General features: G+C 34.9%; 13 protein-coding genes, 1 pseudogene and 1 riboswitch. Of the genes and pseudogenes, 2 read left to right on the top strand and 12 right to left on the bottom strand.

Annotated features, from left to right (window positions below; genetic code table 11):
* Positions 1–351: 351 nt before the first annotated feature.
* Positions 352–1,347, bottom strand: a complete 996-nt coding sequence (locus NQ185_RS18510) for an SGNH/GDSL hydrolase family protein (RefSeq protein WP_257583531.1) — start codon at positions 1,345–1,347, stop codon at positions 352–354.
* A 395-nt stretch (positions 1,348–1,742) separates the two neighbouring features.
* On the opposite strand from NQ185_RS18510, the gene NQ185_RS18505 reads away from it, so the two are divergent.
* Entirely contained in the window at positions 1,743–1,946 is a 204-nt protein-coding gene (locus tag NQ185_RS18505) for a tyrosine-type recombinase/integrase (RefSeq protein WP_257583530.1), read from the top strand.
* Between the two features lie 786 nt (positions 1,947–2,732).
* Here the strand turns inward: NQ185_RS18505 and NQ185_RS18500 are convergent.
* The 7 genes from NQ185_RS18500 to NQ185_RS18470 form a co-directional block, all read right to left on the bottom strand.
* Positions 2,733–3,233 carry a DinB family protein gene (locus NQ185_RS18500; RefSeq protein ID WP_257583528.1) on the bottom strand — a complete coding sequence of 167 codons (501 nt, stop codon included), beginning with the start codon at positions 3,231–3,233 and terminating at the stop codon, positions 2,733–2,735.
* A gap of 706 nt (positions 3,234–3,939) precedes the next feature.
* On the bottom strand, positions 3,940–4,623 hold the full coding sequence (locus NQ185_RS18495; protein WP_257583527.1) for a hypothetical protein: 684 nt from the start codon (positions 4,621–4,623) through the stop codon (positions 3,940–3,942).
* 134 nt (positions 4,624–4,757) lie between these two features.
* The gene (locus NQ185_RS18490; RefSeq protein ID WP_257583525.1) at positions 4,758–5,999 is read right to left on the bottom strand and encodes an ABC transporter substrate-binding protein; all 1,242 of its coding nucleotides are present in this window, start codon (positions 5,997–5,999) and stop codon (positions 4,758–4,760) included.
* A gap of 135 nt (positions 6,000–6,134) precedes the next feature.
* Positions 6,135–6,707, bottom strand: a complete 573-nt coding sequence (locus tag NQ185_RS18485; protein WP_257583524.1) for an uL29 family ribosomal protein — start codon at positions 6,705–6,707, stop codon at positions 6,135–6,137.
* Positions 6,688–7,146, bottom strand: a complete 459-nt coding sequence (locus NQ185_RS18480; protein WP_257583523.1) for an S-layer homology domain-containing protein — start codon at positions 7,144–7,146, stop codon at positions 6,688–6,690. Before NQ185_RS18480 ends, NQ185_RS18485 begins: the two co-directional genes overlap by 20 nt.
* Positions 7,147–7,297: 151 nt before the next feature.
* On the bottom strand, positions 7,298–7,909 hold the full coding sequence (locus NQ185_RS18475; RefSeq protein WP_257583522.1) for a response regulator transcription factor: 612 nt from the start codon (positions 7,907–7,909) through the stop codon (positions 7,298–7,300).
* Positions 7,906–9,714 carry a sensor histidine kinase gene (locus NQ185_RS18470; protein ID WP_257583521.1) on the bottom strand — a complete coding sequence of 603 codons (1,809 nt, stop codon included), beginning with the start codon at positions 9,712–9,714 and terminating at the stop codon, positions 7,906–7,908. Before NQ185_RS18470 ends, NQ185_RS18475 begins: the two co-directional genes overlap by 4 nt.
* A 296-nt stretch (positions 9,715–10,010) precedes the next feature.
* Positions 10,011–10,093, bottom strand: a riboswitch (cyclic di-GMP riboswitch).
* 614 nt (positions 10,094–10,707) lie between these two features.
* On the opposite strand from NQ185_RS18470, the pseudogene NQ185_RS18465 reads away from it, so the two are divergent.
* Positions 10,708–10,848 (top strand): annotated as a pseudogene (locus NQ185_RS18465) (site-specific integrase); the annotation flags it as partial.
* Positions 10,849–11,754: 906 nt separating this feature from the next.
* Here NQ185_RS18465 and NQ185_RS18460 read toward each other — a convergent pair.
* The 4 genes from NQ185_RS18460 to NQ185_RS18445 all read right to left on the bottom strand — a co-directional run bounded on the left by NQ185_RS18460 (position 11,755) and on the right by NQ185_RS18445 (position 13,283).
* On the bottom strand, positions 11,755–12,057 hold the full coding sequence (locus NQ185_RS18460; protein ID WP_257583520.1) for a hypothetical protein: 303 nt from the start codon (positions 12,055–12,057) through the stop codon (positions 11,755–11,757).
* Positions 12,058–12,200: 143 nt separating this feature from the next.
* Positions 12,201–12,539, bottom strand: coding sequence for a monovalent cation/H(+) antiporter subunit G (mnhG, locus tag NQ185_RS18455; protein ID WP_257583519.1), 339 nt, complete (start codon positions 12,537–12,539; stop codon positions 12,201–12,203).
* The gene (locus tag NQ185_RS18450; RefSeq protein WP_257583518.1) at positions 12,523–12,807 is read right to left on the bottom strand and encodes a Na(+)/H(+) antiporter subunit F1; all 285 of its coding nucleotides are present in this window, start codon (positions 12,805–12,807) and stop codon (positions 12,523–12,525) included. The genes mnhG and NQ185_RS18450 overlap by 17 nt, the downstream gene beginning before the upstream one ends.
* Positions 12,807–13,283, bottom strand: a complete 477-nt coding sequence (locus NQ185_RS18445) for a Na+/H+ antiporter subunit E (protein ID WP_257583517.1) — start codon at positions 13,281–13,283, stop codon at positions 12,807–12,809. Before NQ185_RS18445 ends, NQ185_RS18450 begins: the two co-directional genes overlap by 1 nt.
* Between the last annotated feature and the right edge of the window lie 8 nt (positions 13,284–13,291).

Here is a 13,291-nt window from a genome sequence, read left to right as displayed (position 1 = left end):
TATAAATCATAGGTTCTAATATTTCAAACCAATACACCTTTTACGGTTATATACTGATTAATTTATAATTTGTTGTTAAAATGTTGTTGGTATGTTGTTATAGCTTAATATCTAAGGCAGCTTTTTTCCTCTTTAGTTATTCATCTCAATGTTTCCTATTCCCATGCCAAATACGCATTCGTTTCAGAGAAGTTATTTTTACAAATTGACAGATTTCTAACAAGACTATCTTAAAATTAGCAAATAAAAAGACTAAGCTTCTGTAACCTCCTTTTTGGTTACTTAGCTTAGCCTATAAACAAACTTCATTCACAGTAAAGCGTTTTTTCTTGTAAACAAATTTTGTTGATCCTAATTATTTGCAATTGTTATTTCTGTTGTGTCAATCTCGATCTCATCTATTTCTTCAAGGATACGCTGGGCCATTCGTTTGTAACCAGTTGTGTTTGGATGAAAGTGATCATCAGCTAGTAGTTCGGTATCGGAAGGAACAAAAAGGTCTGCTGTTGGAATATAGCTGACATGTTCAAATTCTTCTGTAACAGCTTTTCCAGCCTCGTTCCAATTTGTCATAATCATCCCTAACTCTCCGATGTTACTAAAGTATTGTTCAAATGGGTTATAAAACCCAATTAAATAAATGTGGGCATCCGGGTTTAGTTCCTTCGTTTTATGAAAAATAGCTCTCAATCTCTCCTTAAACTCTTCTCTTTCCCTATTGAAAGGTTCCGTTGTAAGGTTCAAAAAGTTGTCCTTTACCACCTTCATGACATCGTTGCCGCCAATAGTTATTAACATAACGTCCGCCTTCTTAATAGAAGAGGCAACGTCATCTTGGTCCAGCCGTTTAAGCAACTGATCTGTACGATTTCCTTTTTTACCATAGTTTTCAATACTTATATTTAATTGATTGTCTTCAAAAGTATGATTGAGAATACCGACATATCCGCTGCTTTCGGTTTGATCCCCTATTCCTTCCGTTAATGAATCACCGATGGAGACAATCCTGAGATCCTTTTTAAACAAACTTATGGTTCCTTTAATAGCTTCCCTTACCTTTTCTGTTAATTTTTCCGTAATGGTTTGGCTATTATTTTCCTCATCTGCTGATTGCTGTATCTCTTCTTCTGTTGCAGGAACGATCTCAGCCACTCGTTCAGTACTGGTTTCATTAGGTACTTCTTTCCCTATAGCTTCCTTATTTTCCTCGGTCGGCTCCTTAAAATCCTGCCGTTTTTCCGTCTCACTTACTTGCCTCGTTTGAGTGAAATGGGAATAATACAAAAAAGGAAGGAGGCCCACAATAAGCATACAAGCAAGTATCATGATATTTTTTTGTCGCTTCATGTTGATACCACCTATCATTAAACGAAATTAATATTCTTAGAAAAAAATTCAACTATAGTTCTTTCATTTTAACATGGATAGCATTATAGCAAAAGTGACCTAACTATCACAATCTTATAAAGCAAAGCCCTAATTGCAATGGGTTAATTTACGACTGTTATAGTTATTCAATATAAGAACAACCGTGTTATATAATATGGTGTCAGAAAAGTTTCGTCAACTTGTATTGGCAAAGACCGTCAGAGGAATTACGCCATTATCACAGTTATGGCTTATGCTGGATTGCGAATCAGTGAAGTTCAATATGCTTGGAGTTTTGACTTATTAGGAGAAGAAGCAAAAACAGTACCTTTTTACGAAAATGGAATTAAGTTGGGGGTGTCTTCGATTATAATATGATATTTCTTAGTCCGGTTGTACGCCATAACAATGATAATAATGCATCCATTAATAAGCATGCTGCCCCACATATATTTAGACATACTAATATCAGCATGGTGACAGAAGCAGGAGTAGATCTCCCTATAATAATGCAGCGAGTGAGGCATAAAGGTATAGAAACTGCAGTTGGTATTTATACACATTTTGCAACAAAATGAAAAAAGTCGCCCCCTATAAAGTCGAGGGACTTTATTGAGGCATCTTACAAAAAGCAATTCAATAAAATAGCTCTTCAAAAATAATGAGAGATTTCTGTGATGTTTTTGCAGATACATCACTTTTTTTTGGTTAAAACCTTGATACACCAACTTTTTATTGTGTAAAATTCATCATTCCGCCCATTGAACTGAAAATATATCAAAATAAGAATAAAAAACTTTAAATTAATATTGTTTTTTTCTGCTTCCTTAACGTATTTTATCTTGCTGAAAATCTCACCAGGACAAATACGAGGACAAACAACAATTAATTAAGTATAGTTCTGGATATCAATGGACTCAACTCTTTATAAATCACAATTAAATACAAATATAAAAACTCCATTTTAGAAAAAGTCGGAATCAAAATGAATTTACTCTTTTGATCAGAAAATCAAAGAGCATCCAACTTATTCAATAGAATATCAAAATCGAGTAAAAAACAATTATAAAATGAAATATATAAGATAGTTTCTATTTGATAGTATAAAGAATGACCAACTGAAGGTTAGATATGATAAAAGTTATATAGGAAATCAGATTTCGTTATTGTGATATATCACAATTAAAAAGGGATATTTGTATAACTAAAAAATCTATGGGTTCAAGCTGGAAAATGCAAAAAGGGCTAAAGAGTAGTAAGAAGGATATATCTAATTGAATATCATGTAAGTAAAAAATACTCTTATTTATATGGTAAATTAACTTTTATAGAGATAGACCATAGGCTCGGCCGACACGCACTCGTTACTTAATAAACCTTTGTTCTAATTCAACCTTTTGGCGCAAGTGATGACGAAAATGCATACCAACCAAATCATACCATTCCCTTGCATTCAGCCAGCCGAACCCTCCATGCTCGACTTTATAATTTGGGTTTATATTATCCACTTTCGATTCCCATTTGCCCAACCTAAGAATTACTTGTTTCATTCTGCTAATAAGTTCGTCCTTGCTATTCGAATTATTAGGTGGAGTATTTAGTTCATCAGGTAATTTAATTTTAATTGGTGGAAACCCTCCGTTCTTATATAAATGCTCACCAAACTCCGTTTTCCCTAGGGGTTGTTCATCATTTAAGGTAGCACATGTTTCCATATTATCTAGATACTCATGGGCAACAAGAATTAAATGGTCATACATTTGTCCAATAGACCAAACCCCTTCTTCCGATTTATATCTTAGCTGTTCCAATGAATAATTTTGAAGCTCGCTTTTGTAAGTATTAATCAGTTTAAGTTCGGTCAATTTAATTCCTCCTTTGGTACCTTTTAACTCAAATCTGAAATTTTTTGCACTTTTTGTATATATAACTAATTATTCAATATACGATTACAAATACCTTCTTTCACATGTTCCGTTAGTTTAAAAAAGAACCTCACAATCTCCTCTATATTTAACCATAACTATCCAATTTTGTTGAAAACGTTCCTCAACAATCTGGCCTGTTTGTGGAACAAGAAACAATCCTGCATATCAACATAGGATTTTTAATCAAACTTTATTATAAACGTCGTAACTTTATTGTTGCTTTATAATAAAGTTTGATTACAAGCCAGGAATGTTAGTGGATCAATACTCTTACTATTTTGTTTTTGAAAAAAAATTGTTCAAAACGCTGATTTTTGACATTCTTAGGATTTATTTTTAATAAAAAAGCTATATCATTTCAGTAATCCAGTCGCCCCTATGCGAATACCTTCCCACAGAAATCAAAGATGGATTTTTGATCCAAATAGAAAAAGCTTCCCACTAGTATTTTTACTAAAAAGAAGCCTTTTTTGGTCAAAAATATGAGGGTATAATAATTAAGTCGTAAACTTTGGACTTCATACAGCTAGTTGAACTTCGTGATTATTTTTTAAAAATGCTATAACCTTATAACCCCTTAAAGAACACCGTATTTAATTATCAGATGTCCCTTGTAATTGCTGATATTTTTTCATCCTTTCATTCACTTCATTCCGCATATTGGATAAAGATTGTAATCTGAGCATATCCATCTGTTGATTTTGGGACTGAACCTTGATTTAGAGCTAACTACTGATGTAACTCCCCCGACTATTGATATACTTTGTTGGGTGATGGCTGCAGCTAATCGGCTATTTGCTGCATTTCGCATTTGTTCTGCGGCTGTTTGCAGCTCCGCTATTTGTTTATTTAATTCCTGTTGGCGTGATTCTAGAGCCGCCGATCGCATTTCCGCACCTAATTTTTGTAATAGCGCCATCACGTTTTGTAAGTCATTATCATTTCGTATGGCTTCCTCTGTTACTTGCGTGGCTTGCAATAATTTATTTAAATCTTGTAAATTTTGCTTTCCATCTCTCACTATATCAAGCTGATTTTTCAAATAACTATCTAATAACCGAATTTGATCCAATTGGACTTGCATCATCGCAGTTTGTAAGTCATCTTCTCTTACGCTAACAAGACTAGCGCCATTAACACTAGCCAACATTTGCTGCTGTGATTGAGTATTCATATTTTCGTAAGCTCTAAGTGCTTCCTTCATTTCATCTTCATAACTAACTTCTTCAATCGCATAACTTTTTTCATTCCCAGCCCCAAAAAAGACTGCCAAAATGGTGGCTAGACACACACAGCCTACGCCTATTTTGCGAATCCACATGTCCATCTTCTTCAACACCTTTCATTATTTACAAAAGCTTACAACTGGAATTTTCAGATGCAATATATGAGCCTAGGAACCTGTCCCCATGGCTCACTGGTTCAAGTGGGCCAAGGGACCTGTCCCCAAGTTGGTTGTCCCTAGTTGGGAGAAATATATCCTGGGAAGCCTGGATTTCTTAAATATTTTGCGGTTTGAATCCAATTGTATGAACCTTCATTATCTTCCTGGACTTGCCATATATCATAATGGTAGTATTTGCGATCACCTTTTTCGTTTAGTTGCGTCCAGCCTGTTACACCTGCATAATTCGCTGACCCTTCTATCATGTGATTCAGCAATTCTTCTCTGTCAAACGGGTCTTTATGTTTATTAATCACAGAAGCTAGCATGCCTGGAATATCATAAGCAAACAGTGCATCTGGAAGAAAATCTCCATTTGTACCGGTTTCCAATTCAGATTGAATCGTGTTAAACAATGGTGAATCAGGAATACCAAATGTCACTCCTGTTAAATTTACTTGTGCTGCCTTTTCTGCAATTTTCTTATCTTTTAAAATGACTGGACTTAGTGTAACAGTATCCGTTCCGAACCAGCGGATTCCATCCATACTCTCTTCATTATCACTCATTCCGAGCATATCGGCTACTTCATCAAATGCAACAAGAACAACGGCAATCCGTTCCTTTTCCATTTCCAAACAATTCACTGCATCGGCAATTTTTTTCGAAACAAGTTCCCAATTTGTTTCCTTTGGTTGATATGTTACTGGCTCTGTAACCGTTCCATAAAGTGATTCAAATTCTTTGGTAAAAAATTTAGTTAATTCACTGCCATAAATATCATTTCGAAAAACAGGAACAACCCCATAAATTCCTTCATATTCCAATAATTGTGCTAATGCTTTAGCTTGTTCAGTATCATCGGGAACCATCCGAAAGACACTATCCCCTTCAATTCTAAGTGCAGGTGAAGTGCTACTATAACTGATAACGATTGCACCTTGTTCAGACGCCCATGGTTGTATACTTTCTACTTCAGCACTTGAACCAGCAATAAAGATTTCATGCCCTTCTTCCCATAATTTCTTTGCTTTTGAAAGAGCAACTTTTGGATCACTCTGACTATCCTCAACTGTAAGTTCAAATTGCAGATCTGATCCTTCTTCTTCCCAATTTTTATTAGTATCTTCCACACCAATCTCAATTGCTAGTTTACGAATTTCCCCTTTTGATCCTAACCCACCACTCAACGGTAATAATGCCGCCAATTTGATAACATTTGTATCCTTTTGAGTCTCCTGAGCAGAACAACCATTGACTAAAATCAGAAAAGATAAAAAAAGAATCCAAACTAAGACAACATAAAACTTCCCCTTCATCAGTCCAAAATCACTCCTTCTCACAAACGCTCAACCTATGTCTATTTCTAACATGAATCATTCAAAAATTGCTTACCCCAGCTTTCCTTATGCGATCATTGGTAGTGTTTTAATGGGATTTGGCTCTGCGTTCTGTTAGCGCATATTTCCAATGATGGACGATCTGTTATCTTGCATTTTCTTAATAAAGTTCGTCATTATATCAAACGCTTCTTGGCGCTTATTGGAAATAGATTGCAATCTAAGCATGTCCATTTGCTGGCTATTGGACTGGGCGTCCATATCCCTTTTCAATTGATTAATTGTTTCTTCTAATTCTTGGGTTTTATCCAACGGTCCCTCTGCATGTCTTAATTCAGCTAATTCCGCTTTAGCAGCGCTCATTTTTTCACTTAATTCGTCTATCTTTTGATTTCTTTTTTGCACCTCGTTAATCTGGTTTTTCAATTGTTCATCTAATAATCGAACTCGCTCCTGCTGAACTGACATCAACACAGTCTCCAAGTCCATAGCAGATATATCGATACTTGATACTTGCAATCCAGCCATAAACTGCTGTTGTGATTGAGCGTTCATTTTTTCGTAAGCTTCGCTAGCATTCTTAACTTCATCTACATTACTATTCGCATGGCTTTCTTCAGAAAAGGCTGCAAAGGTTATTGCTATAATCATACTTCCTATTCCCAAGTTACGAATCCACTTGTTCATACGCTTCTTCCCCTTTCATCATTTCAATCATCATAAGCATTCCATCCCCTAGCAAGACAGGATTATTCATAACGTTAACAAATTCTTCCTCTGTAAGTGTGTCAAATGATGGTTCATTGCTGCACAACATATGGGTGTGCGGCCTCTGAACACTACTATAGAGCTGTTGGTTTTCACTCAGGTCCTCTAATGTCCATTGCATCGCACGAACAGACATTATAAGCGCTTCTAACCAAGTTATTTCTTGATTTGGTTTGAACATTTGATCGCCATATCCGTCAGAAATTCCTAATTTTTGTGCGAAAGCTACAGCATTTTTCGCCCTCTCATCTATATCTATTGCATCAACAAACATTGGTTCTAACGACTTTTCTTCTGATAAAATACGATTTGTTGCATTTATCAGCTTATAAGTAAACTTAACAAATTGTTTTGCCAAGTCTATAGACTCTGTTCTTTGGCACTTTTGTTAAAAAGTATATCCTGCATCCTTTCACAGCAAATGTAACTAAAGTCATGGTTTTCGATACTTTTTGACAAAAAAAAGGGCCTGATGGCCCCACTGATTCTAATAACATGCAGGAGGGGACTTAACCCAACATCCCAAGCCCCTTGGCAACGACTGTAGCCTGAACTCTATTCTTTACTTGCAGCTTGCTAAAAATGTTAAGTACATGGTTTTTAATTGTTCCTTCAGACAACTTATAAGTGACAGCAATGTCCTTGTTAGACATGCCCTTACATATCAAACGCAATACTTCCAATTCCCTTTTTGTCAAAGGTTCAATAAGGGAAGTAGATGTTGCCGATGAAGTTATTTCTATTTTTTCCTTTTCGGCGGCTCTTTCCTCTGTGAAGATTCTTTCAAGTGTTCTGCCTAGCCTTTCTTGAGAAAGGGGCTTTACGATGTAATCATAGGCATACACATCAAAAGCAGGTAAAGCATAGTCTTTATGAGAAGTCACAAAGATCAGCTTAATTTGCAAGTCGCTCTCTCTTAACCGTCTTGCAAAGTCAATCCCATTCTCCCAAGGCATACTAATATCAATAAATGCCACGTCAACTTTATTTTTCAGCAGAAAAGAAAATGCAGGTACCGTATCCTTAAAACTGCCTATGATTTCAACATTATTAATCTTGCCCAGCATTCGTTTCAAGATCAAGTGCATTGCCACTTCGTCATCGATTATGACTACCTTCATCCTGTAGACCTCCTTTTCGCATGCCCGTCAGAGTGTTCGGTTCTTCCTGTGGGAGTTGGAGTCGAAAAATAAAAGGTGCTTCCAAGGTTAGGGGAGCTTTCGAACCACATTTCCCCTCCATTTATTTGTACAAATTCTTTGACTAGAGTAAGTCCGAGCCCAATACCTTTTTCGCCAGCTGTTCCTATTGAAGATACTGGATATGGCTTCTGTAACAATCCATACATTTGCTCAGGAAGAATTCCTTTACCGGTATCGGCAATCGATACAATCACTTTATCTTCTACCTGATTAGCATTAATATGGATACTTCCTTCATAATCTGTAAATTTAATAGCATTTGATAGAAGGTTCCTAATAATCAAATCGAGCATTTCCTTATCAGCGTACATGATCATATCCTTCTGTATATCAGAAGTGATGTTGATACGTTTTTGCTCACTTTGTATACGCAACAGACCTATATTTTTCTTTACGGCTTGAGATACGTTCCATATAGCTGGATTAAACATCATCCCGCCTTGTTGGCTCCGAAACCAATCTAGTAAACTTTCAACAAGAATAAACGTATTTTGAATTTGCTTTTCCATTTCAAATGTGATTTCATCGTGCATATTTCCACAATCCTGCATTTCATCTTTCAAAATCTCCATTAAACTAACAAGTATCGTAAGTGGGTCACGAATATCATGGGCAATAACTGTGAACATTTTATCCTTAAAGGAATTAAGTTCGCTCAACTGCTTTGAATTGGTAAGCAGTTTCTCCTCTGTCAGGACTGCGTCCGTTATATCGTTTAACATTAGCATACTTCCAACGCGCTTCCCTTTCTTATCATAAACATCCGTCATAGAAACTTGATAATATTTGTGATCCTTTTGGTTTATTATCTTTAGTTTCTTTTCTATAGAAACCCTACTAGTAATGATTTCAATCATGCTTGGGTAGGGGGTAAATACTTGTGCAGCTGACCGTCCAATCACTTTCTTATCATTTAACTCTTTAAAAATCTTTTTTGCCGAATGGTTAAAGCTTGAGATGCTATTATCTAAATCAAGTACAATAACCGCATCTTTCATCGATTCAAACACCTTTTTTAATGCATGCGGGACTAATTTCATCATGTTGAATTGATAAATTCCCCAAATAAAGAATACACCCAAAAAAAGAAATCCGAATGGAGAGATATCGATAGGAGTGCTCAGAATTCCACTTAAATATAAAAGTGTAATCCCGTATGGTCCACATGACCCTATCATGATCAAAACCACCTGTTTCTTCATATGGACGGAAGCTTTTAGGTACATCCGGAATAACAGTCCCATCCCTATAAAAAACAAAATGTAAGAATAGAAGACGTGGAGCATATAAAATGGACCGGCAGTCGATAAAACCAGGGGGAATCCTTCTGACTTGTCAATCACCATATTGCTGTAAAACAAATGATGCCATTCGTTTGTATAATGACTTATAAATGTAAGTATTGGAACAATCGCCAGTAATGAAAAAATCCATTTTTGAAGAACCTTTCTGTGGTTCGTATATTGCAACACCATGATAAACCAGATAAATGTGCCAAACGAAATACCTATGTACTCAACCTTAAGCCAAAAGCGTATTTGTTCCAGGTTTGAACTTATTATTTCAAATGCATATCCAAAGGAATAGAATGCCCCCGCGCACATACCAAAGAATAAGCTGACAGCAATAGGAAATTCTCTTTTTCTCCATGCGAGGTAAGCAATGTATAGCAAACAACAAGTTATTGCCATTAGCAGGATAAATAAATACTGATTGTAGCTCATTCGTCAGTTACCTCCGCACCATTTCATTTTTCATCTTTTTATATCTATTCATGGTCAAGTAAAGTCTGTATCATCCATGCTTCCTCACCGCTATCATGTATAATGGCACTGTATTTTGGAAATGGCATGAGTTTCAGGACCTAGATATTCCTTTAATCTTAAAAGGCTCATATCCTATATTTCTTTCATTGTTCAATTCATAAATTTGTTGAAAAAAATGATAAAACTGCTCTTTTTGTATAGAACGTCAGAGGTAAACCTATGAAAACAGGTACACCTTTTGGAGTCTACTTTCCTTCGGTAATTTAGCCACTTGGCAAAATTGCTTTAGGTCCGTAGCTTTGCGTCCTTATCTTCAATAAGTTTCCCATTATCGAGAATTTTTCTATAATTCATTATAACAAAATATTACAAATATCATAAATTTATGATAAAAAATACAACTTTTCATAATTTTTTAACCAAAACTTACAAAAAAATATTTTCATTGCAAAATGTTATAGAATCATCAATTTAAAATCGTTGATGAAATTTTAAAGGAAGAACCATCTTTATTCTGGTGAAAAGTTACACTCTGCCTTATTTGAGTTAATTGATCTACATACTTTTGATATAGAATTTTTATATGGCTTGCCATTATCTATTATAATGATGACACCCAAACCGTCATGAAATAGATTTTGAAGGCTGATTGTATGGTGATTGGTACGCAGATATATCAGGCGTTGATTTCTATGGGTTTAAAAAACCTGTTAGATCTAATTCCAGAGCTAGCTTTTTAAATGAAATGTTGTCGGGTATATTTCTAATACCGGTTCGGATAAAATTTTATGATTGCAAAATTCAATTAGGAACAATCATTCACTTTCTTAGTGGGAGTATCCCTCCAATGAAAGTTGTTTTCCCCCTAATACGAGTCTTTACTGCAATGGTAATATTGGGGTAGTGAGGTTAACGTGCCAGGTGATATGAAATTCTATTAAATGGGGGGATTTGGGAATTAAAGAAATTCAGCAACATTTAGGACATACTGATATAAATACTACAATGAATATTTATGCTCATATGACGACCAATATGGAAGAAAATGCCTCACAACAGTTCAGTAAACTGATGCAAGACCTTCTTCAATAAGGGGTGTATTCCGATACAGGAGGACAAATCCGATGACATTTCTCCTAAATCATAGAGCAAAACCTTGATATAAAAGGGTTTAAACACCCTATTACAACATTGCGCCCATTTAATAACCTTACAAACACTCAAAAACAGGCACTTGAAAGCCTAATAAATCAACGTTTTTGTTTTTAGTTTTCGTAGTCACACATAATCAGTTGTTTCATAACCTTTTCGGATACTTTTCGGACACTTAATGGCTTCACAGCACCTTTTATCTCACTTTCCTTAACGCGTTCTCCCTCCTTTGTAACGTTTAAATTTTGCTCAGTGTAGTTGACGTCACAGAAACGGAGAAAACTACTAAAACATCTAAATCTTTATATCCATTTTCTTCAATATAAGCTTTGAATTCTTTCATGGTGTGCAAGTCGCAGGTTCAATTCCTGTCTTCTCATTTTACAGATTGCGTTTAATCCTTTAACATCAGGGGATCGAGCGCTTTTTATATTGATACAGTTTAGTTGATATATAAATAACACAGACGTTTTGGGGTTTATTGATTTTCTCGCAGATATTGTCAGTTGTGTAAAAAATTCAGTATTTAATGATATAATAAACATTTTGGGCATTATTTAGCTGAAAAAAGATAAACAAAACACTCAATTAAAGAGTGTGGAAAAATTTATAAATGTAATTTACCTAATATAATTTTTATCTCACCTAAATGTTAATTGTGAATGGACTTTCCTAGTTCAGATGTTCTGTCTAGCCAATATTATTTCTTATACTAGATCAAGTGTTTGTTTTTAAACCGATCTTGAGTAGCAAGACTCCTTTTCCACACAAAATGAACGTTTTTATATTTTATTTATTTATAATCACTTTGCAGTTTGTTAAAAACGTTTAATATTGGTCTATAAATTAACTCCTTTTTATATAATGTCTAGCCTTTTCCACAAAATGATATGGGTCAGTATTAACTTCAAAAGCGAAAACACCTTGATTTGTGTGTAAATAAAGAAAACCGAAGTTATCAGAAAAGCCTTTATAAGTAACATCAAATACATTTTCATTTTTAAATTGATGATTTGAAGTTGAAATTTTGTTTTTGTATAAATCTATACTGTGCTCTGTCTTCGTATACTTTTGTTGATTGAACTCTATTGTTCGTTTGACTTTAATATAAGTAATAGATGCGATTATTTCATCGTTTACGCTATTCACTATTGATCACTCCCACTATTGCTGGTGGATATTCTCTTTTACATTTTTCTACTTAAATTGTATTGATTAAAATATGAAAAATATAAACATGGCTTAAAAAAGCTGTCGGGACTGAAGTGAGAAAAAATCCAGACAGCTTATTCTTATTTTTTGGACATCAAATCATCTTGTACACTTCGCTCTGATAATTTTACACCTGTATGATAAGCAGCTCTGCTAATTAAATGGCCAGCAACTGGGGCAGTAATAAAAATGAATATGATGCCAAGGACTACCCTCGCATTGAATTCACCATCATTTGAATAAAAGTAGATCAATGTCCCAACAAGGGTAAATAATACACCGAGTGTAGTAGATTTAGATGCTGCATGATTTCTTGTATACACATCGGGCAATCTTAAAATTCCAATAGCAGCAACAATACTTAAAAAGGTGCCTATTAATACACAAATCGCAATCGTCCATTCAACTACGGCGTTCATATTCGATAATCTCCCCTTTTTGCAAGAATTTAGAAAATGCAACCGTTCCAATAAAGGAAAGAATCCCGAATAACAATATGACATCTAAGAAAGCCTTCGTGTGAAATATCATTGACGTAATTCCTGTAATTGCCGCCAAATTGATTCCCATTGCATCAAGTGCAACAATTCTATCAGGTGTTGACGGACCTTTAATCACTCTAATTAATATGATCACTGAAGATAAGGAGAATCCGATCAGGGCAATTTTCAAAACGATATCCAACATTAGCGGCTCACCTCCATAATCGCTTTTTCAAAAGAAAGTCTAATACTTTCTATAGCTTCTTCTGCATCTTGAATATCTATGGCATGGATGTAAAGTGTTTTATTATCCTTAGACAAATCGACAACAAGTGTACCAGGGGTTAATGTAATTAGATTTGCTAAAAGAGTAATTTCCCAATCGGATTTAAGCTTTGTTTCTAATGCGAAAATACCTGGACGAATCGTTAATTTCGGATTCAAGACTATTTTTAATACTGCTAGATTGGAAAGAAGCAATTCTTTTAGAAAAAGAAGAACGAGCCAGACCACCGCAAATACCTTATATAAATAAAATCTTGATGAGAAAAATCTACGCATCACAAAAATAATGAGCAATCCTAGTACGTAACCAATAATAAACGTAGACAGCGTGACAGAACTCTCAAAAAACATCCATAACGATGCCATTAAAGCATTCAATAATATTTGAAAAGCCATCATGCATT

Origin of the sequence: Lederbergia panacisoli, assembly GCF_024626525.1 — a bacterium.
Taxonomy (GTDB): Bacteria; Bacillota; Bacilli; order Bacillales; family Bacillaceae_C; genus Lederbergia; species Lederbergia panacisoli.
The sequence above is the reverse complement of the archived record's forward strand: the minus strand, read 5'-3'. Positions and strand labels throughout refer to the sequence as shown.

What these genes read in the sequence shown, in the direction of transcription:
- NQ185_RS18510 (WP_257583531.1), bottom strand. Translation starts at nt 1,347, where the DNA reads ATGAAGCGACAAAAAAATATCATGATACTTGCTTGTATGCTTATTGTG.
- NQ185_RS18505 (WP_257583530.1), top strand. Translation starts at nt 1,743, where the DNA reads ATGATATTTCTTAGTCCGGTTGTACGCCATAACAATGATAATAATGCA.
- NQ185_RS18495 (WP_257583527.1), bottom strand. Translation starts at nt 4,623, where the DNA reads ATGGACATGTGGATTCGCAAAATAGGCGTAGGCTGTGTGTGTCTAGCC.
- NQ185_RS18490 (WP_257583525.1), bottom strand. Translation starts at nt 5,999, where the DNA reads ATGAAGGGGAAGTTTTATGTTGTCTTAGTTTGGATTCTTTTTTTATCT.
- NQ185_RS18485 (WP_257583524.1), bottom strand. Translation starts at nt 6,707, where the DNA reads ATGAACAAGTGGATTCGTAACTTGGGAATAGGAAGTATGATTATAGCA.
- NQ185_RS18475 (WP_257583522.1), bottom strand. Translation starts at nt 7,909, where the DNA reads ATGAAGGTAGTCATAATCGATGACGAAGTGGCAATGCACTTGATCTTG.
- NQ185_RS18470 (WP_257583521.1), bottom strand. Translation starts at nt 9,714, where the DNA reads ATGAGCTACAATCAGTATTTATTTATCCTGCTAATGGCAATAACTTGT.
- mnhG (WP_257583519.1), bottom strand. Translation starts at nt 12,539, where the DNA reads ATGAACGCCGTAGTTGAATGGACGATTGCGATTTGTGTATTAATAGGC.
- NQ185_RS18450 (WP_257583518.1), bottom strand. Translation starts at nt 12,807, where the DNA reads ATGTTGGATATCGTTTTGAAAATTGCCCTGATCGGATTCTCCTTATCT.
- NQ185_RS18445 (WP_257583517.1), bottom strand. Translation starts at nt 13,283, where the DNA reads ATGGCTTTTCAAATATTATTGAATGCTTTAATGGCATCGTTATGGATG.